The sequence below is a fragment of the Streptomyces sp. NPDC059080 genome (assembly GCF_042739975.1).
GTDB classification, from domain to species: domain Bacteria; phylum Actinomycetota; class Actinomycetes; order Streptomycetales; family Streptomycetaceae; genus Streptomyces; species Streptomyces benahoarensis.
This window is the reverse complement of record NZ_JBHYGX010000001.1, coordinates 288268-306121: the sequence shown is the minus strand read 5'-3', so window position 1 is coordinate 306121 and position 17854 is coordinate 288268. Positions and strand designations below refer to the sequence as shown.

At 76.0% G+C, this 17854-nt stretch carries 16 protein-coding genes; 7 read left to right on the top strand and 9 right to left on the bottom strand.

Features of this window, described 5'->3' with window-relative positions; all coding sequences use genetic code 11:
- The first annotated feature begins 144 nt into the window (after window positions 1-144).
- Together ACFWWQ_RS00815 and ACFWWQ_RS00810 are read left to right on the top strand one after the other, a co-directional pair.
- Window positions 145-675, top strand: coding sequence for a DUF6286 domain-containing protein (locus ACFWWQ_RS00815; RefSeq protein ID WP_384587888.1), 531 nt, complete (start codon window positions 145-147; stop codon window positions 673-675).
- A 182-nt stretch (window positions 676-857) separates the two neighbouring features.
- Window positions 858-1847 (top strand): YihY/virulence factor BrkB family protein, encoded by a 990-nt coding sequence (locus tag ACFWWQ_RS00810; protein ID WP_384588146.1) that lies wholly within the window; start codon window positions 858-860, stop codon window positions 1845-1847.
- Between the two features lie 63 nt (window positions 1848-1910).
- On the opposite strand, the gene ACFWWQ_RS00805 is transcribed toward ACFWWQ_RS00810, so the two are convergent.
- From ACFWWQ_RS00805 to ACFWWQ_RS00795, 3 genes are all read right to left on the bottom strand, one after another.
- Window positions 1911-2219 (bottom strand): 4a-hydroxytetrahydrobiopterin dehydratase, encoded by a 309-nt coding sequence (locus ACFWWQ_RS00805; protein WP_384587885.1) that lies wholly within the window; start codon window positions 2217-2219, stop codon window positions 1911-1913.
- Window positions 2220-2355: 136 nt separating this feature from the next.
- Window positions 2356-3771, bottom strand: a complete 1416-nt coding sequence (locus ACFWWQ_RS00800) for an amino acid permease (RefSeq protein WP_384587882.1) — start codon at window positions 3769-3771, stop codon at window positions 2356-2358.
- A 222-nt stretch (window positions 3772-3993) separates the two neighbouring features.
- Window positions 3994-6123, bottom strand: a complete 2130-nt coding sequence (locus ACFWWQ_RS00795; RefSeq protein WP_384587879.1) for a phage holin family protein — start codon at window positions 6121-6123, stop codon at window positions 3994-3996.
- A gap of 155 nt (window positions 6124-6278) precedes the next feature.
- On the opposite strand from ACFWWQ_RS00795, the gene ACFWWQ_RS00790 reads away from it, so the two are divergent.
- Entirely contained in the window at window positions 6279-7064 is a 786-nt protein-coding gene (locus ACFWWQ_RS00790; RefSeq protein WP_384587876.1) for an MBL fold metallo-hydrolase, read from the top strand.
- The gene (locus tag ACFWWQ_RS00785; protein WP_384587873.1) at window positions 7061-7696 is read left to right on the top strand and encodes a DedA family protein; all 636 of its coding nucleotides are present in this window, start codon (window positions 7061-7063) and stop codon (window positions 7694-7696) included. The genes ACFWWQ_RS00790 and ACFWWQ_RS00785 overlap by 4 nt, the downstream gene beginning before the upstream one ends.
- Window positions 7697-7703: 7 nt before the next feature.
- Here ACFWWQ_RS00785 and ACFWWQ_RS00780 read toward each other — a convergent pair whose 3' ends face one another.
- The 3 genes from ACFWWQ_RS00780 to ACFWWQ_RS00770 all read right to left on the bottom strand — a co-directional run bounded on the left by ACFWWQ_RS00780 (window position 7704) and on the right by ACFWWQ_RS00770 (window position 11062).
- Complete coding sequence (locus ACFWWQ_RS00780) at window positions 7704-8816, bottom strand: MBL fold metallo-hydrolase (protein ID WP_384587870.1); 1113 nt, start codon at window positions 8814-8816, stop codon at window positions 7704-7706.
- Between the two features lie 232 nt (window positions 8817-9048).
- A complete protein-coding gene (locus ACFWWQ_RS00775; protein WP_384588143.1) occupies window positions 9049-10254 on the bottom strand; it encodes an aminotransferase class I/II-fold pyridoxal phosphate-dependent enzyme in 1206 nt (401 codons plus the stop codon).
- Between the two features lie 367 nt (window positions 10255-10621).
- Complete coding sequence (locus tag ACFWWQ_RS00770) at window positions 10622-11062, bottom strand: GNAT family N-acetyltransferase (protein WP_384587867.1); 441 nt, start codon at window positions 11060-11062, stop codon at window positions 10622-10624.
- Between the two features lie 358 nt (window positions 11063-11420).
- On the opposite strand from ACFWWQ_RS00770, the gene ACFWWQ_RS00765 reads away from it, so the two are divergent.
- From ACFWWQ_RS00765 to ACFWWQ_RS00755, 3 genes are all read left to right on the top strand, one after another.
- Entirely contained in the window at window positions 11421-12905 is a 1485-nt protein-coding gene (locus ACFWWQ_RS00765; protein WP_384587864.1) for a bifunctional phosphatase PAP2/diacylglycerol kinase family protein, read from the top strand.
- A 150-nt stretch (window positions 12906-13055) separates the two neighbouring features.
- Window positions 13056-13871 carry a class I SAM-dependent methyltransferase gene (locus tag ACFWWQ_RS00760; protein WP_384587861.1) on the top strand — a complete coding sequence of 272 codons (816 nt, stop codon included), beginning with the start codon at window positions 13056-13058 and terminating at the stop codon, window positions 13869-13871.
- 100 nt (window positions 13872-13971) lie between these two features.
- The gene (locus ACFWWQ_RS00755; RefSeq protein ID WP_384587859.1) at window positions 13972-14322 is read left to right on the top strand and encodes a VOC family protein; all 351 of its coding nucleotides are present in this window, start codon (window positions 13972-13974) and stop codon (window positions 14320-14322) included.
- Between the two features lie 169 nt (window positions 14323-14491).
- Here the strand turns inward: ACFWWQ_RS00755 and ACFWWQ_RS00750 are convergent, their stop codons facing one another.
- The 3 genes from ACFWWQ_RS00750 to ACFWWQ_RS00740 all read right to left on the bottom strand — a co-directional run bounded on the left by ACFWWQ_RS00750 (window position 14492) and on the right by ACFWWQ_RS00740 (window position 17685).
- Entirely contained in the window at window positions 14492-15415 is a 924-nt protein-coding gene (locus tag ACFWWQ_RS00750) for an NADP-dependent oxidoreductase (RefSeq protein ID WP_384587856.1), read from the bottom strand.
- A 244-nt stretch (window positions 15416-15659) separates the two neighbouring features.
- On the bottom strand, window positions 15660-16211 hold the full coding sequence (locus ACFWWQ_RS00745; protein WP_384587853.1) for a GNAT family N-acetyltransferase: 552 nt from the start codon (window positions 16209-16211) through the stop codon (window positions 15660-15662).
- Window positions 16212-16272: 61 nt separating this feature from the next.
- A complete protein-coding gene (locus ACFWWQ_RS00740) occupies window positions 16273-17685 on the bottom strand; it encodes a CoA transferase (RefSeq protein WP_384587849.1) in 1413 nt (470 codons plus the stop codon).
- Window positions 17686-17854: the final 169 nt, after the last annotated feature.

Sequence of the window (17854 nt, the reverse complement as noted above, 5' to 3'; positions counted from 1 at the left end):
CCGCGGGCTGACCCCCTACTCCACGGGGTTCGGGCGCAAGGGGGCCGGTGGATGAGGTTGACTTCATCAGAACAGTGGGCAGGCGAGAGGGGCGCGGCACGGCACGCGCCTCACGGAGCGGAACCAGGAATGAGGAGGACGGCGATGGAGCGCGTGGGACGCCGGTGGAGCGTGGTACTGACGGCAGGTGCCGTGGTGCCCTGCTGTGCCGCGCTGGCGGTGGCGTGGGGCGGGCGGCCGCTCCCCGGTCCGTCCGGCCCGATGGGGATCCTGGGCGGGCTGCTCGACGGGGCGGTGGCCGCCCTGCGGCTCACCGACGGGCGGCTGATCGCGGGCGGCGCGGTGGTCGCGCTGCTGGGCGTGGCGATGGTGGTACTGGCTCTCGTACCGGGCGGGCTCCGGGAGGGCGCCGGGGCGCGGCTGCTGCCCGGCGCGGACGCCGCCCTGGACCGGCGTGGGCTCGGCACGCTGCTGCGGGACACCGCCCTGCGGGTGCCGGGCATCGCGCGGGCCCGGGTGCGGGTGCGGGGCCGTCGTGCCGTGGTCCGGGCGGTGCTGGTGTTCGGCGATCCGGCCGAGGCGCGGGCCGCGCTCACCGCGGAGCTGCGCGCCCTGCGCGACCGGCTGGGCCTCGTCCGGCCACCGCGCCTGGTGATCCGTATCGCCCCCGCGTAGGAGGTCTTCCGGCGCCCGGCGCCACCCGCCCCGTCGGCGCGCCCCCTCGACGTACACCCTGCTCGCGTAAAGGACGGACACGACATGGCCGGGAGTGGTATCCGCCGCGGGCCGCACCGCACACCGCCGCGTCTCAGCAGGAGGTCCGGGTGAGCGCCGGGACCGCCCCGCGCCGCGGCCGGATGCGGCGCGCGCTGCCGACGGCGCGCCAGTGCCGTACCGCGCTGCGCCGTACGCCGCTCTCGGTGTGGCACGACGATGTGACGGACTGGGCGGCCAGCCTGACGTACTACTCGGTGCTGGCGCTGCTGCCCTCGACGATCGTGACGGTGTCGCTGATCGGGCTCGCCGATCCCTCGGCCACCGAGCAGTTGATCAACCATCTGACGTCGCTGGCACCGGCCGACTCCGGCCCCACGCTGCGGCGGGCGCTGGTGGGCATGGCGCATCAGCGCACCGCCGCCTGGATGCTGGTCGGCGGTGCGCTGGTCAGCGCGGTCTGGTCGTCGTGCAGCTATCTGGCGGTGTTCCGGCGGGCGCTGCACGCCATGAACCGTACGAAGGACGACCGGCCGCCGTGGCGCAAGGCGCCGCGCATCCTCGCCACCGCGCTGCTGCTGATCGCGCTGCTCATCAGCTCGGCCGTGGCGCTGCTGGTCAGCGGGCCGATCGCGACGGCGCTGGGCCGGACGCTGGGCCTGGGCGAGGCCGGTGAGCAGACCTGGAACCTCCTCCAGTGGCCGCTGCTGTTGCTGCTGGCCGTGGTGCTGGTGATGGTGCTGTACCGCTCCGGCCCGCCGCCCGCGCGCGAGGTGCCCCGCGCCGTGCCGGGCGGGGTGGTCGCGGTGCTGATGTGGCTGGTCTCGTCGGCGGCGTTCACGTTCTACGCGTCGTACGTCGGCACGTTCAACCGGCTCTACGGGTCGCTGGCCGGTCCGGTGGTCTTCCTGATCTGGCTGTGGTTCTCCCACCTGTCGCTGCTCTCGGGCGCCCAGTTCAACGTGGAGCTGCGGCGGGCGGGGTGGGACGGGGCGGATGGCGACGGCGGCGCGGGGGACGCCTCCCCCGCGCCCGTACCGGAGCCCGCCCCCGGCCCGGCCTCGGAGCCCCCCGTACGGCCAACCGGCGCGGTCCCGCGCCCCGGCCCCGGTGTCACCCGCTCCTCGGGCTGACGCGCCACGGCCGGGCCGACGGCACACCGCCCGGCCCGGCCCCCGCCCCGCGTGCGTACCGGCTCAGTCGGCCCCGTGCCCCGAGGCGATGGCCTCGATCCGGTGGGCCAGACCGAAGTCGAGGGCGGTGATCCGGCCGCCCACGCTGTGGGTGTTCACCGCGACGGCGAGCCGGTTGTAGCCGAGGGTCAGATCGGCGTGGTGGCCCAGTTCCTCCTGGATCTGCGCGATGTGGAGGACCATCGCGGCGGCCGGGAAGTGGCCCGCGAAGTGGTAGCCGCGGCGCAGCAGGCCCTCGGAGACCGACCAGCCCGGCAGCTGCCCGAGCCGTGCGGCGATGTCCTGGTCACTGAGCGGTTCCGGCTGGGGCATCCCGGTCGCCTCCCTCGTCGTCTCCCGGCGCGGTCGCTCCGCACCCGGCGGGCCGGTACGGGAGTCGGGCCCGTACCGCTACCAGCGTGGCATGCGGGCCCGGGTGGGCGCCCGGCGGCGGGGCCGGGCCGCCGGGTTACGGCGTGGGAGCGTCCCCGGGGTGCACCGGTTCGGCGCCCGTGGCACGCTGCCCGCGTCCCGTGCGGCGCGCCGCCATCCAGGCGTAGACGAGGATCCCGGCGAAGAGGAACAGCACGCCCTGGTAGATCGCGGCGTACCCGGCCCCGGCGACGAGCCAGAAGGTGAAGCCGAACGCGGCGAGCGCCAGGGTCAGGTCGCGGACGAAGCGGCCCGGGCGGACCCGGTCGCGCTCGCCGGTGAGCAGGAAGTAGATCTGTGCCCCGGCCGCGAGGAGGTACGGGACGGTGGCCGAGAAGGTGGTGATGAGCACCAGGATCTCGAAGACGCCGGCGGAGCCCAACAGGTAGTTGATCACCGTCAGGCCGCTGGCCAGCACCGCGGCGGCGATCACGCCGAAGGTCGGCACGCCGCGCCGCTTGGTGAGGAAGGCGGCGGGGAAGAGGCCGTCCTGCGCGGCGGCGTACGGGGACTGCGCGCTCATCAGCGTCCAGCCGTTGAGGGCGCCGACGATCGAGATGACGGCGGCGGCGGCGATGAGGGTGCCGCCCCAGTGGCCGCCGAACATCGCGTTGACCGCTTCCGAGAACGGCGCCTTGGAGTGGATCAGCTTGTCGTGGGAGACGGTGCCGAAGACGGCGAGGGTGCCCAGGAGGTAGACCAGCGCGGCGCCGAGGGTGCCCAGGACCGTGGCGCGGCCGACGTTGCGCCCCGGGTCGCGGACCTCACCCGCGCTCATCGCCGCGGACTCCACGCCGACGTAGCTGTAGAGCAGGATCGCGGCGGCGGCCGACAGTCCGCCGAGGGCGCCGGTGCCGCCCTCGGTGAACGAGCCGAGGTTGGCCGGGTCGAAGAAGAACAGGCCGACGACGGCGATGAACAGCAGCGGGACGAACTTCAGGACCGTGGAGACCATCTGCACGGCGCCGACGTAGCGGGTCCCGGCGAGGTTGGAGAGCGCCGGGAGCCACAACGCGGCCAGCGCGACGACGAGGTCGGTGCCGCGCCCCGCGTGGCCCGGCAGCAGGACGTGGACGTACCCGACGGCGGCGACCGCGAGGGCCGCGTTGCTGACCCAGGTGAGGGTCCAGTACGACCAGGCCGACAGGAACCCGGCGAAGTCGCCGAACGCCTCCCGGGCGTAGACGTAGGGCCCGCCGGTGTCCGGGTGGCGCCGGGCCAGCTTGCCGAAGACCAGCGCGAGGGCCACGGCGCCGAGGGTGAGGACGCCGAAGGCGACGAGGCTGACCGTGCCGAACGGGGCGACGGACGCGGGGAGCAGGAAGATGCCGCCGCCGATGATGTTGCCCATCACCAGGCAGGTGGCGGTGGCGAGACCGAAGCGGCGGGTCGGCTCGGGTGCGTCGGTGGCCGCACCCGTCCCGGGGTGCCGCTCGTCGGGGCTGGGGTGCATGGAGTGGGTGTCTCTCGTCGTGCCGGGTGTCCGGTGTGCCGGACTGATGCACATGGTCACCGGTTCGGGGCGGGGTACAAAATCGCCGCGAATGCTCTCGTCAAGCGTTCGCCGGGACGGAGGATCTACGGCCCGGCGGGTGGCGGACGGAAATCCCGGGCGGCCCGCCGAACGGGTGTCTTCCCTGGTCCGAGGCGTGCGACTCGCCGGTGCGGGGTGCGCTCACGCCTCGTCGGCGACCCGGACTCCCCCGTCGGCCGGGGCGGCGGCCGGGCGGTTTTCCGCCGCCTCGCGCAGCCAGCGGCGCAGGACGTGGTGGACCTGCGCGGCGCCGGTCAGGGGCGGGGCGCTGTCGGGGACCGGGGGTGAGAGGTCGGCGGGGGCCAGCAGGAACGGGCGGCCCTGGTCGCCGCCGAGGCCGCCGTGCGAGCCGATCTGCTCCTCGAAGGCGTGCACCTCGCCGGTGGCCGGGTCGTAGGCGGAGTTGACCATGATGTCGGCGACGTGCGGGAAGCCGTCGGTGCGGCGCACCGCGTCGGCCGCGCCCGGGCCGAACGGGGCGAGCGGGTCGGCGCCGACGATCCGGCCGGTGTCGAGGTGGTGTTCGGCGCCGGCCGGGCCGAGCACCACCGCGCCGTGCTCCGCCGAGCGGACCAGCAGGAAGCCGATGCCGGGGTGGTGGGCGAGGGTGCCGAGGAGCGCCGGGTTGCGGCGGTCCAGCTCCTCGCGGGTGACGCGGCCGGGCATGTCCGGGAACGACACCAGGCCGAGGTTGCCGGAGGCCAGCACCACCGGCTGGGAGGCGGCGCTGTGGCCGTCGGTGTCCTCGGGCCTGCCCAGCGCGGCGCGCGCCGCCTCCCGCGCCTCGGCGCCGCTGTGGGTACGCCGCACCCGGCGCGGCACCGGCAGCCCGCACCCGGCGCGTACGAGGTCGCCCAGGCTCAGTCCGTAGCGGTCCAGGAAGGTCGCCCCGGGGCTCTGCCCGTGGTCGGAGAGGAGCACGATGCGGTACGGGCGCGGGGCGTGCCGGGCGGCCTGGGCGAGGAGCGCGAGGGCCCGGTCGAGGCTGCGGAGCACCTGGTGGGTGTCGCGGTGGCGCGGCCCGGAGTGGTGGGCGACCTCGTCGTAGGCGACGAGGTCGGCGTAGACGACGGTGCGTCCGGCGAGGAGGTCACCGACGATCGCGGCGACCACCACATCGCGTTCGACGACGGTGGCGAAGGCGCGGAGGACGGGGTAGAGGCCGCCGCGTCCCACGCGGGGTGCCTCGCGGCGCAGGCGGCTGCGGAGCGCCTGGGCGGTCTCGCGGAGGAGTTCGGCGGCGAAGGAGACGGCGGTGCGGGTGGCGTTGGCCGGGTCGGAGAAGTAGGCGAAGTATCCGGCGCGGGAGCGGGTGGCGCGGCCTCGGCGGGCGGCGACCGACATGACGAGGGCGACCTGGTCGGCGCCGCCGCTGAAGAGGTTGCCGCGGCTGGCACCGTCGTCGGCGAGCAGCCCGGGGTCGCCGGTGCGGGACACCGCGCGGCGCTGGAGTTCCGCGGCGCTGGTGGGGCGGTTGCTGACGAGGGTGTGGCCGCTCTCCTTCTCGTACCAGCGGAAGGCGGGCAGGTCGTGGTTGGTGCCGTGCAGGATGCCGAGCTGGCTGGCGCCGGTCTGGCTGGACCAGTCGGTGTGCCAGGGCGTCAGGTGGTGGCCGTCGGCGCGCCAGCGGGCCACGGTCGGCATCAGCGGCCGCTCGCCCTCGGTCGCGTCGCGGAGCACGTCGTGGCCGACGCCGTCGAGCTGGACGAAGAGGGTGCCGGGGGTGCGGGCCTCGGCGGCCCCGGCGCGGCGGGCGCGGCGTCCGGCGAGCCGCACCAGCCGTCTGCGGTACGCCTCGTCGTTGCGGACGGCGAGGAAGGCGGAGGTGGCCGAGGAGGTCGCGGACATCACGGCGGCGACGATCACGGCGGTCTCGGGGGCGGCCTGGCCGCGGCCCTCGGGGAGCAGGGCGAGGGCGACGAGCAGCAGCGAGCCGTTGAGGAAGAAGACCAGCAGGCCCAGGACGAGGGCGGGAACCAGCAGGAACGCGCGGACCAGCAGCGGCCAGACCAGCGCGCCGAGGAGACCGAAGGCGCCGGCGCCGAGGACGGCGGTCAGCGCGGTGCGGGTGAGGCTGTCGCCGCCGGGCGACTGGAGGCGGAAGTCCGGCAGCACCATGGCGAGGAGCAGCAGGGTGAGGCTGGACACGGCCCAGACGGCGAGTACGCGCAGCACGGCGCCGCCGAGGTTTCTCCACCGCCCGGTCACGGCCTTCCTCTCTTCCGCTCCGGCCCCGGGCCGGCGGCGCGGGCATCCGCCCCAGCGTGTCATATACGCGCCGGTCCCCGGCCTTGGCCCCGTGATGGACGGAAAGGTAAGGAAAGGGACGTCCCGTTGGCCCCGGGGCCGGGGGCGGGGCGCGGATGAGGCAGGATCGGTGGCGGCGCGCGGGAGTCGGCCCGGCGCCGGGAGTCGGGAGGTCCGCGGTGCCGGTGGAGATCACCTGGTGGGGGCATGCCACCGCGACGATCGAGGACTCCGGGGTGCGGGTGCTCACCGATCCGCTGTTCGCCCGCCGCCTGGCCCATCTGCGGCGGCGGCGCGGTGCCCTGCCGCCGCCCGAGGCCGCCCGCGCCGATCTCGTCGTCGTCTCCCATCTGCACGCCGACCATCTGCACCCCGCCTCCCTCGCCCGGCTCGCGCCCGGCACCCGGGTCGTGGTGCCCCGGGGCGCGGCCGCCGCGGTGCCCGCCCTGCGGCGGGTCGCGCGCGGGCTGCGGCTGACGGAGGTGGCGCCCGGCGAGACGGTGGCGGCGGACCCGGCGGGCACGGTCACGGTCACCGCGGTCCCGGCGGCCCACGACGGACGGCGGCTGCCGTACGGGCCGCACCGCGTGCCCGCCCTGGGCTATGTCGTGCGGGGCGCCGCGCGGACGTACTTCGCGGGCGACACCGGGCTGTATGACGCGATGGCGGAGGCGGTCGGGGAGTGCGAGGTGGCGTTGCTGCCGGTCGGCGGCTGGGGGCCGTTCCTGGGGAGCGGGCATCTCGACGCGCGGCGCGCGGCCCGGGCGGCGGCGCTGCTCCGGCCGGTGTGTGCCGTGCCGGTGCACTACGGCACGTACTGGCCGATCGGGCTTGACGCGGTGCGGCCGCACGAGTTCCACGCGCCGGGCCAGGAGTTCGAGCGGCAGGCCGCGGCGCTGGCGCCCGGAGTGCGGGTGTACCGGCCCGCGCACGGCGAGCGGGTCCGGCCGGTGGTCGCGCGATGACGCTCGGCGCGGTGCTGGCGACCGGGGTACCGCCGGAGTCGGCGCAGCAGGCGGTGGGCTATCCGTCGCTCTTCCTGCTGGTGGTGCTGGGGTCGCTGGTGCCGGTGGTGCCGACGGGCGCGGTGGTCAGCTCGGCGGCGGTGGTCGCGTTCCACCATGCGTCGCCGTTCGCGCTGCTCGGCGTCTTCGTGGTGGCGTCGGTCGCGGCGTTCCTCGGCGATATGGGCCTGTACTGGCTGGGCGCCCGCGGGCTGCGCGCCGGGAGCGGTTCGCGGTGGCCGGAGCGGCTGCGCGACCGGGCGGCGCCCGAGCGGCTGGCGCAGGCGCAGGAGCAGTTGCGGACGCACGGGGTGCTGGTGCTGGTGGTGTCGCGGCTGGTTCCGGCCGGGCGGATCCCGGTGATGCTGGCGTGCCTGCTGTCGCGGATGCCGCTGCGCACCTTCGCCCGCGGCGACGCGCCCGCCTGCCTGGCCTGGACGGCGACGTACCAGCTCATCGGGGTGGCGGGCGGTTCGCTGTTCGGCAGCCCGTGGCAGGGCGTGGCGGCGGCGGTGGCGCTGACAGTGCTGGTCGGCGCGGTCCCGGCGCTGTGGCGGCGGGTGCGGGCCCGGGAGCCGCACGGCGGGATGTGAGACGGCGTCAGGTCTCGGGCAGGACGCGGGAGGAGCCGACCGGCAGGTCCCAGAGGTCCTCGCGGGGCCGTCCGGTGGCCTGCCAGGCGGCGCGGACCCGGTGCAGCGGCTCCATCGGCGGCTCACCGGAGAGCAGGAACGTCGACCAGTGCATGGGGGCCAGCACCCGCGCGCCGAGATCCTGGCAGGCGCGGACCGCCTCCTCGGGGTCGGTGTGCACCGGCCGCAGCATCCACCGCGGGTCGTACGCGCCGATCGGCAGCAGCGCCACATCGATGCCCGGGTGGCGGCGGCCGATCTCCTCGAACCAGTGGCCGTAGCCGGTGTCCCCGGCGAAGTACACCCGGCGGCCGTCGGGCGCGGTGAGCACCCAGCCGCCCCACAGGGTGCGGCAGGTGTCGAGGAGGGTGCGTTTGCTCCAGTGGTGGGCGGGGACGAAGTCGACGCGTACGGGCCCGCCGGGCGCGGGCAGTTCGACCGCCTCCCACCAGTCCAGTTCGGTGACGGCGGTGAAGCCGCGCCGCCGGGCCCAGGGCGCGAGGCCCGCCGGGAGCAGCAGCGGGGTGGTGCGGGGCAGCCGCTTGAGGGTGGGGGCGTCGAGGTGGTCGTAGTGGTTGTGGCTGATGACCACCGCGTCGACCGGTGGCAGATCCTCCCAGCGGACACCGACGGGCGTGACCCGGGCGGGGGTGCCGAGGATCTTTCGGGACCAGACCGGGTCGGTCAGGACGGTCAGCCCGCCGATGCGGACGATCCAGCTGGCGTGACCGGCCCAGGTGACGGCGGTGGTGGCGAGCCCGGCGGCCGGGAGCGGGCCGGGCGCGAACGGCAGGTCCTGGATCTGCGCCATCGTCTCCGGCGCGGGCCGCAGCTTGCCCTCCCGCGCGATACGGGCCAGCGCCCGGACGCCGGGCAGCGGCGCGGTCAGCCGGTCGGTGAAGTCCCGCGGCCAGGTGCGGGGTTCGGCCAGTGGCCGCGGTGCGGTGAGCGGCGGCGCAGCCGGTCGGACGGGCGCGCCGGGACGCCCTACTGCGGATCGGGCCACGACAGACGGCCCCGGGGGCACGGCCGGCCCGGTGTGCGGGGACGCGGGGACGGAGCGCTCGGTCTGTTCGGTCATCGCGGGGCTCCCTTTCGGAGGTGGAACGACGCGGCCGGGGGGACGGTGCGGCAGGGCCGGTAGGCCGGGCGGGGGTGGCGGGGGTTCGTGCGGACGGCGGGCCGGGGCGGATACGGACGGGGGCGGGCGGCGGTCCGTGTCGGACAGCGGTGCGGGCGGGCGGTCAGCCGCCGGTGGTCAGGGCGGTCAGCCGCCGGTGGTCAGGGCGGTCAGCCGCCGGTGGTCAGGGCGGTCAGCCGCCGGTGGTCAGGGCGGTCAGCGCACGGTCGAGTCCGGTCAGTGCCGCGGCGACCGGGGCGGTGCGCAGCGGGTCGGGGGCGTCCAGGACGGCGCGGCGGGCGTCCGCGTCGCGTCCCAGGGGCGCGTCGGTGCTCAGGCGGACGCGGAGCGCGCCGGGGTCGTCGCCGAAGCGGTGCCCGCCGCGCGCCGCCCAGGGCGCCAACTCCCGCTCCAGCGCCGCCGCTCCGGTGACCCCGACGGCGGACAGGCGGCGGCGGAGCGGTTCGAGGTCGGCGTAGAGGTGGCTGCCGGAGTGCGGCGGGCGGCAGAGCGCACCGGCGGCGGTGAGGGTGCGGTAGAGGGCGGCGGCGAGGGTGCCGTGCAGCCGGGCGGCGGCCGCGGTGCGGGCGCGGACCGCGGCGGGTTCGCCGAGTGCGTACCCGGCGGCGTCGGCGAGCGGCCCGGGCAGCGGGGTGGACGCGGCGGTCAGCGCGCCCAGGGCGGCGGCGTGCAGCGCGGCGCCGCGCTCCCCCGCGGGGAACCGGGCGACCCCGACCGGCCAGGACGCGGGCAGCAGGGTGGCACGCAGATCGGTCAGCACCACGACGTCCGCGGGCAGCATCTCGGCCGGGCTGAGCACCACCGTGTCGTGCGGATCGTGCAGCAGATCGCGGCGCGTCTCGTCGCTGACCACCCACATCCCCTCCCCCACGGCCGCCTCACAGACCTCGTGCAGCAACTCGGGCGGCGGACAGGTACCGGTCGGATCGTCGGCGACGGACAGCACCAGCACCCCGGGCTCCGCGCCCTCCATCCGGGCCCGCCGCACGGTCTCCAGAAAGGCGAACGGATCCGGCGCGCCGCCCGATTCGGCCGGTACGGGCGCGAGGTGCACGGCCCGGCCGAGCAGCCGGGCGGGCGGCGCGTACCAGGCAGCACAGGGCCGGGGCAGCACCACGGCGCCGCCCACCGCCGCGTACAGCGCGAGGAGCAGGGCGGGCGCGCCGGGGCCGACGAGCAGACGGTCGGGGGCGGCGGCCGGGCCGCGGCGCCCGGCGTATCCGGCGGCGGCGGTACGCAGCTCCCCGGAGCCGCCGAGCGGTTCCGGCTCGGCGCGCCCGGCCGCGGCGGCGAGCCGGTCGGCGAGTTCGGGGAGCACCGGGAGGCCGGGCGGTTCCGGGGCGGGCTCCGGCCGCGGATCCGGGGCGGTCCGCTGCATCCGTACCTCCACAGTGCACACGACGGGACGGTGGGCCGCCGACGGCCGCCGGTCGCGGCACCGCCGGTGCGCCGACCGGATGTCGGCCGCGCGGGTCGTTCGTGGGCCCATCACATGAATCACGCCCGGCCCACCTTGGCAGATCCCACGCCCCGAACACCCCCGACACGTCAGCGGACCCCGTGCCACGCCCACCCGGCCGGATCTGACGACCCCGGTGCCATACGAATGGGGCAGGGGTGGGCGTGACGAATGGGGCAGGGGTGGGCGTGTGTACGAGGTGGGGATGCCGGCCCGGTGGGGCTGGGGTGGGGCGGGCGCTTCGGGGCGGGCGGCCGTCCGAGCCGGAGCCTTGCCGAGCCTCCGCTCAGTCGCCCCGCCCCGCCCGGTAACGGTGGATCACCACCCGCTCCCCCGGCCGCCACTCCTGTTCCTCGGTGGCGGTGCGCGTCCAGCCGTGACGTTCGTACAGGGCGACGGCCGTGTGGTCGGTGGCCTTGACCTCCAGGACCGGGGCGCGGCCGTGCGCGAGTGCCGTGTCGTGGGCGGTGCGCAGCAGGCTGCCGCCGACGCCGCTGCCGCGGGCGGTGGGGTGGACGTAGAGGCGGCTGATCTCCGGGCCGCACAGGGCGGCATGACCGACGATCACGCCGGACTCCTCGGCCACCCAGGCGGCGGTGAGGCCGTCGGGGGTGAGCCAGCGTGCCGGGTCGGCGGGCCAGTGGTGCGGGTAGCCGTTGTGGCGGTGCACCTCGGCCAGCACCGCCGCGCAGGCGTCGAGGTCGGCGGCGTCACGGTTCCTGATCATCCCGGGAGGAAAGCACACCGGGGCACGGCGGGCAGGTGGTTTTCCCGCGCCCACCGGCCACCGGCCCAACCGGCACACCGGCCACCGGCCACCGGCCACCGGCCACCGGCCAGGAATACCCAGCCTCGCAGCACGCCCGGCCACCGCGCAGGAACAACCGACCTCACAGCACACCCCACCACCGCCCAGGAACAACCGACCTCACAGCACACCCCACCACCGCCCAGGAACGCCGAGCCACCCCAGAACGCCCTGGCCCCTCGGGCCCGGGGCAACGGCGGCCCGGGCCCCGCCACGGCGACACCCACCCCGGCAACGTTCCCGTATCGCACCTCCCACTTGGGGTACAAGAGGCCGCATGCGCTCACTCCTCTCCCGTGTCGACCGACAGCTCTTCGCCACCATTGCCACGCGCGAGTGGCCCGGTGCGCAGCAGGTGCTGCCGCGGCTGGGCCGCGGTGCGGATCACGGGCTGCTCTGGCTGGGGCTCGCCGCCGGGGCCGCGGCGCTCGGGGGCCGCCCGGCGCGCCGGGCGGCCGTGCGCGGGGTCGCCTCCCTCGCCGTGGCGTCCGCGACCGTCAACACCCTGGGCAAACGCTCCGTACGGCGCAAACGGCCGCTCCTGGACCCGGTGCCCGTCATACGCCGTCTGCGGCGCCAGCCCTTCACCTCGTCGTTCCCGTCGGGGCATGCGGCGTCCGCGGTCGCCTTCGCCACCGGGGTCGCCTTCGAGAACACATGGTGGGGGCTGGCGCTGGCGCCGCTCGCCGCGTCCGTGGCGTTCTCCCGTGTCTACACGGGGGTGCACTATCCCAGCGATGTGCTGGCGGGCGCCGCGCTCGGCGCCGGGGCCGCCCTCGCGGTCCGCGGCCTCGCCCCGACCCGGGCCCAACTGGCGCCCCCGGCCCGGCCGCGCGCCGACGCGCCCGCGCTGCCCGGCGGCCGCGGGCTGTTCGTGGTGGCGAACCAGGGATCGGGGCAGCGCGGCGAGACCCGGCCGGACCGGGCGCCGGAGGTGCACGGGGCGCTGCCCCGCGCCACGGTCGTGACCTGCGGCGGACCGGATGCCCCCGCTCTGGACAAGGCGCTGAAGGAGGCCGCGGAGAACGCCAAGCGGTGCGGCGGCGCGCTGGGCGTGCTCGGCGGCGACGGCACCGTCAACGCGGCGGCCGCCGTCGCGGTCCGGCACGGGCTGCCGCTGGCGGTGCTGCCCGGCGGCACCCACAACCACTTCGCGTACGACCTGGGCATCGAGACGGTCGGTGAGGCCGCGCGCGCCGTGGAGGACGGTGAGGCGGTCGCCGTCGACCTGGTGCGCTTCCGCGCCGCGCCGCACCGCGAGGGGTGGTACTTCCTCAACACCTTCTCGATCGGCGCCTATCCGGAGCTGGTCCGGCTGCGGGAACGCTGGGCGGGCACGATCGGCGCCTGGCCCGCGGGGGTGCTCGCCGCCTGGCACGTGCTGCGCACCGCGCAGCCGGTGTCCGCCGAGATCAACGGCCGCCGGATGCAGCTGTGGATGCTGTTCGTCGGCAACTGCTCCTACCGCGGCTTGGGGCTGACGCCCGCGCGCCGCCACGATCCGGCCGACGGAGTCCTCGACGTACGGGTGGTGCGGGCCGGGCGACTGGCCCGCACCCGGCTGCTGGCGGCGGCGCTGACCGGCACCCCGCGCTCCTCCCCCGTGCTCAAGGAGGCGCGGCTGCGCCGCCTGCGGATCGGCGGGCTGCCGGACGGCACGGACCTGGCGTACGACGGTGAAGTCACCTCCGGTCCGGGCCCGTTGACGCTGACGAAGGAGAACGAGGCGCTGACGGTCTACCGCCTGCTGCCCGAATACTGAGATACCTCTCTCGTGATGCGAGACGGCGGCGTACGGTGAATCCACCACGCCGCGAGGGCGTCCGCGCTGCTGCGGCGCGGGCGCCCCAGGGACACCCGGGCCGGGCCGCCGGAGCGCGGGGCCGCCGCCCGACGCCGCGAAGGAGACCGCATGCCGCAGGAGACCGCCGTCTACACCCATGGCCACCACGAGTCCGTCCTCCGCTCGCACACCTGGCGCACCGCCGCCAACTCGGCCGCTTACCTGCTGGGTTCGCTCCGTCCGCACATGGAGGTGCTGGACATCGGCTGCGGTCCCGGCACCATCACGGCCGATCTGGCCGAGCTGGTGCCGGACGGGCGGGTCACCGCCCTCGACCACGCGCCCGGGATCCTGGAGAAGGCCCGCGCCACCGTCGAGGACCGGGGCCTGGCCAACGTCCGCTTCGCGGTCGGTGACGTCCACGCACTGGACTACCCGGACGACACCTTCTGTGTGACCCACGCCCATCAGGTGCTCCAGCACGTCGGCGATCCCGTCCAGGCGCTGCGGGAGATGCGCCGGGTGACCAGGCCCGGCGGCATCGTCGCCGTGCGCGACGCGGACTACGCGGCGATGACGTGGCATCCGGAGGTCCCCGGCATGGACGCATGGCTGGATCTCTACGAGCGGGTGACGCGCGCCAACGGAGGTGAGCCGGACGCCGGCCGTCGCCTGCATGCCTGGGCACGACAGGCGGGCTTCGCCCCGGAGGCGGTCACCGCGACCGCCGGCACCTGGTGCTACCGCACCCCCGAGGAGCGCGCCTGGTGGAGCGGGCTGTGGGCGGACCGCACGGTCTCCTCGGGGTACGCGAAGCTGGCGGTGGACGGCGGGCACGCCACCCCGCGGGAGCTGACGGAGATCGCGGCGACATGGCGGACGTGGGGCGCCGAGGAGGACGCCTGGTTCGCGGTGCTGCACGGCGAGATCCTCTGCCGGGTGTGACGCCGCGGGGCACGTCGGCGCGGACGACCGCGCCCGCCCCGACCCCTGTCCCGGATCTGCTGATCGCGCACCGTGCCCCTGCTCAACTACCCTTCGCCGTATGGACATTCTGGGGACCTCCTTGCGGGTGTGCGTCGGCGATCTGGACGCCGCCGTCGGTGTTTACGAGCGGCTGACCGGGACCGAGGCCGTGCGCTTCCAGCACGGTCCGGTCGCGGTCGCGGCGGTGGGCTGTTTCTTCCTCATGAGCGGGCCGGAGGCGGAGCTTTCGGTGCTGTCGAAGGTGACCGCGACGCTGGCCGTCAAGGATGTGGACGAGGCGGTGACGGATCTGCGGGCGGTCGGCGCGGAAATCATCGCCGGTCCGCTGCCGACACCGATCGGCCGCAACCTCATCGCCCGCCACCCGGACGGTTCGATCTTCGAATACGTCGACCGGCAGGGCGGCTGACGCGCCCGCAGCACCGACCGACGGGCGGTGCGGCCCCGGGCACCCGTGCCGACGGCCGCACCGCCCCCACGAAGCCGCCCGTACGAAGCCGCCCGTACAAGGCGGTCCGTGCAAAGCCGCCCGTACGAAGCCGGGCCCCCACGCCGTCGGTCTGCCCCCGCTCACCCCGTCACGACACCTCCAGAACGATCTTTCCGCGGACATGGCCGCCCTGGCTGAGGCGGAAGGCGTCGGCAGCCCCGGAGAGCGGGAAGGTGGCCTCAACCGGGACCGTCAGCTGCCCGGCGTCCGCCAGCGCGGCGAGGGCCGTGAGATCGGCGCTGTCGGGCCGTACCCACACCATGTGGCCGCCGCGGGCGGTGACCTCGCCGTCGGCGATCGACGCCACCCGCGATCTGTCCTTGAGGACTTCCTGGGAGACGGCCACCACACCACCGCCGACGAAGTCCAGCGCCGCGTCCACGCCGTCGGGCGCCAACTCCCTCACCCGCTCGGCGAGCCCGGGACCGTAAACCACCGGTTCGGCGCCCAGGGAGTGGAGGAAGGCGTGGTTGCGCTCGCCCGCGGTGCCGATGACGCGGGCGCCCTCCGCCACGGCGATCTGCACGGCGAGCGAGCCGACGCCGCCGGACGCCGCGTGCACCAGCACCGTCTCGCCGTGGCGCAGCCCGACCCGCCGGATCGACTGATACGCGGTCAGCCCGGCGAGCGGCAGCCCCGCCGCCTGCTGCCAGCTCAGCGCCGCCGGACGCCGGGCGAGGGTGCGCACCGGCGCGGCGACCAGTTCGGCGTAGGTGCCGTGCTGGATGGCGTCCTTGCGGACATAGCCGATGACCTCGTCGCCGACGGCGAATTCGGTGGCGTCGACGCCGACAGCCGCCACGACACCGGCCACGTCCCAGCCGGGGGTCAGCGGGAAGTACGCGTCCATCATCGGATCGAGCGCACCGGCGACGACCTTCCAGTCGACGGGATTGACCCCGGCGGCGCGCACGCGGACGAGGACGGAGTCGGGGCCGACCTTGGGGTCGGGACGGTCGGCGAGCGTGAGGGCCTCGGGCCCGCCGTAGCTGTTCGTGATGATTGCCTTCATGTCCGTCACAACGCGTAACGATCGAGGATGATTCCGCGTCCCGCTGATCTCTCCGGGGGAATTTCCGGCCGGGCGCGCAACGGACGGCCGGACCCGCTCCGGCCCGCGCCCGGCGCCCGCGCGTCCCATGCCTCCGGCGCTTCACGCCCGAGGGATCGCTGGTCTACGGCGCCGCCCTGGTGTCGTTCAGTTACCGACCTCAGCCCGCCCTGGCCCCCGGCCTGCCCCTGTGGCCCCCGCCCCGTCAGGCCGCCTCGTCCTCGGGCACCATCTCGCTGGTGATCGCCCAGCGCTCGTGATCGCGCCAGGCGCCGTCGATGAGGAGGAAGTCCGGCGAAAAGCCCTCCAGCCGGAAGCCCGCGCGGCTCACCAGGGCGAGGGAACGTTCGTTGCCGGGCTGGATGTTGGCCTCCAGGCGGTGCAACCCGAGGACGTGGAAGGCGTACCGCAGGACAAGCCGCAGGCCCTCACTCATCAGGCCGCGTCCGGCGGCGTGCGCGAAGCCGCCGTAGCCGATCGCCCCGCAGCGGAAGGCGCCGTGCACGATGTTGTTGATCGTCAGATATCCGGCGATCGAACCGCCGTCGCGTTCGCAGATCAGGAAGCCCTCGCGCGCCGGTTCACGGAGGTTGGCGACGTACCCGGCGTACGCGTCGGCGTCGGACGGCGGGTAGAGCCACGGCCGGTGCAGTGTGGCGCTCTCCCGTGCCCGGGCGGTGAACTCGGCGCGGTCGTCCGGGGTGAAGTGGCGGATGCCCACCCGGGGACCCGTCGCGAGGTAGTGATCAGCGGTCATCGGCCGATCGTACGGAGCGGCGGGCGCGTCCGGCCAGGTCCGTCCGTACCGTGGCGGCGGGTCAGCCGTCGTGGCGCCACCGGGGCGCGTCCGCGCCACACCGGCCGGGCGGGGCCGCCCAGTCCGTGGGCCCGCCGTCGAACGCGACCGGCGAGGCCGCGTACCGCAGCCGTCCGACCGGGCTGTCAGTGCTCCGCAGATGACGGTCGGGGGCGTACGTGCCGTCGGCCGCGGGCCCCAGCGGGATGTCCTGGGCCATGCCGTGCACCAGCCAGTGCGCGGTGCGGGCCAGGGAGAGCGTGGTGAGCTGCGCACCGCCGGTCTCCGCCTGTTCGGTGAGGGAGCGCAGCACCGCCGCGGCCAGCAGATAGCCGGTGCCGTGGTCGAGCGCCTGGGCGGGCAGGGCGCCGGGCGTGCCGTCGGCGGCCGCCTCGACGACGGCGACGCCGGTGGCCACCTGGACCAGGCTGTCGAAACCCCGGCGGCCGCCCCAGGGGCCGTCCTCACCCCAGGCGGAGAGGCGGGCGAGGACCAGGCCCGGACGGCGTTCGGCCAGCGCCTCGGGGGCGAGGCCGAAGCGGTCGAGGGAGCCGGGGCGGTAGCCGGTCACCACCACGTCCGCGTCGGCCAGCAGCTCCTCGAAGGCGGCCCGGCCGGAGCGGGCGCCCAGGTCGAGGGCGGTGGAGCGTTTACCGAACCCGGTGTCGTGGTGCGCGTCCTGGCTCTCCGGCAGCTGCGGCGCGTCGATGCGCAGCACGTCGGCGCCGAGCAGCGCGAGCGTCCGGGTGGCGACCGGGCCCGCGATCACCCGGGTCAGGTCGAGGACGCGCAGCCCCCGGGCGGGCAGCAGCGGGTCGCCCGCCAGCGGCGGCAGGCGGCGCGGCGGGGCGCTCGCGCCGAGGCGCTGACGGGTGACGAGCGGGTGGGTGGCGACGGCCGCGCCCTGGCCGTGGACGGCCCACTCCCTGGGCGTGCGGGCGGCGACCGCCAGCCCGCCCGCCGCGTACACCGTCTCCTGGACCTCCTCGGCGCGCCGTCCGGCCAGCTCGGCGGCGACATCGGCGGCGTCGGCGGTCGCGGGCAGGCCGAGGGCGTGCAGCAACCGCTCGCGGTGGTGCGGGTAGTTGGTGTGGGTGCGGACCCAGCCGTCGGCGGTGCGCCAGAAGCGGGAGAGCGGGGCGAAGGTGGACGGGGCCCGGCCGTCGATGCGCAGATGGCGTTCGCTGACGAAGGCGGTCGCCACCGCGCCGTCGTCGACGCGGACGGCGGGGACGGGGCGCCCGGTGCGGCGTGCGGTGAGTTCGGCGGCGGCGAGGGCGCAGCCGGCGACCGTGGCGCGGGCCAGTTCCCGCACCGGCAGCCGGGCGGGCAGCAGCCCCGGTGGTCCGGTGTACCGGATACGGTCCGTCAGCTCCGGGGCGCCGCCGAGCGCCGCCCATGCCTGCGCGGTTTCCCCGCCGAGTCGTTGCCCCATGGGCGCAGTCTGGCGCCGCGCGCCGGGCCAGGGGTAGCCGGGGGCGGACCGCATCCGGAGTGCCGGAGCCGTGGTGGGGCGGGTGGGGCGGCAGGGGCGGCGCGTGGCGGAGGGGGACGGTCCCGGTCCGCTGCCGTGCGGGGCCGGGCCGGGCGGCGCTCCGCCGTGG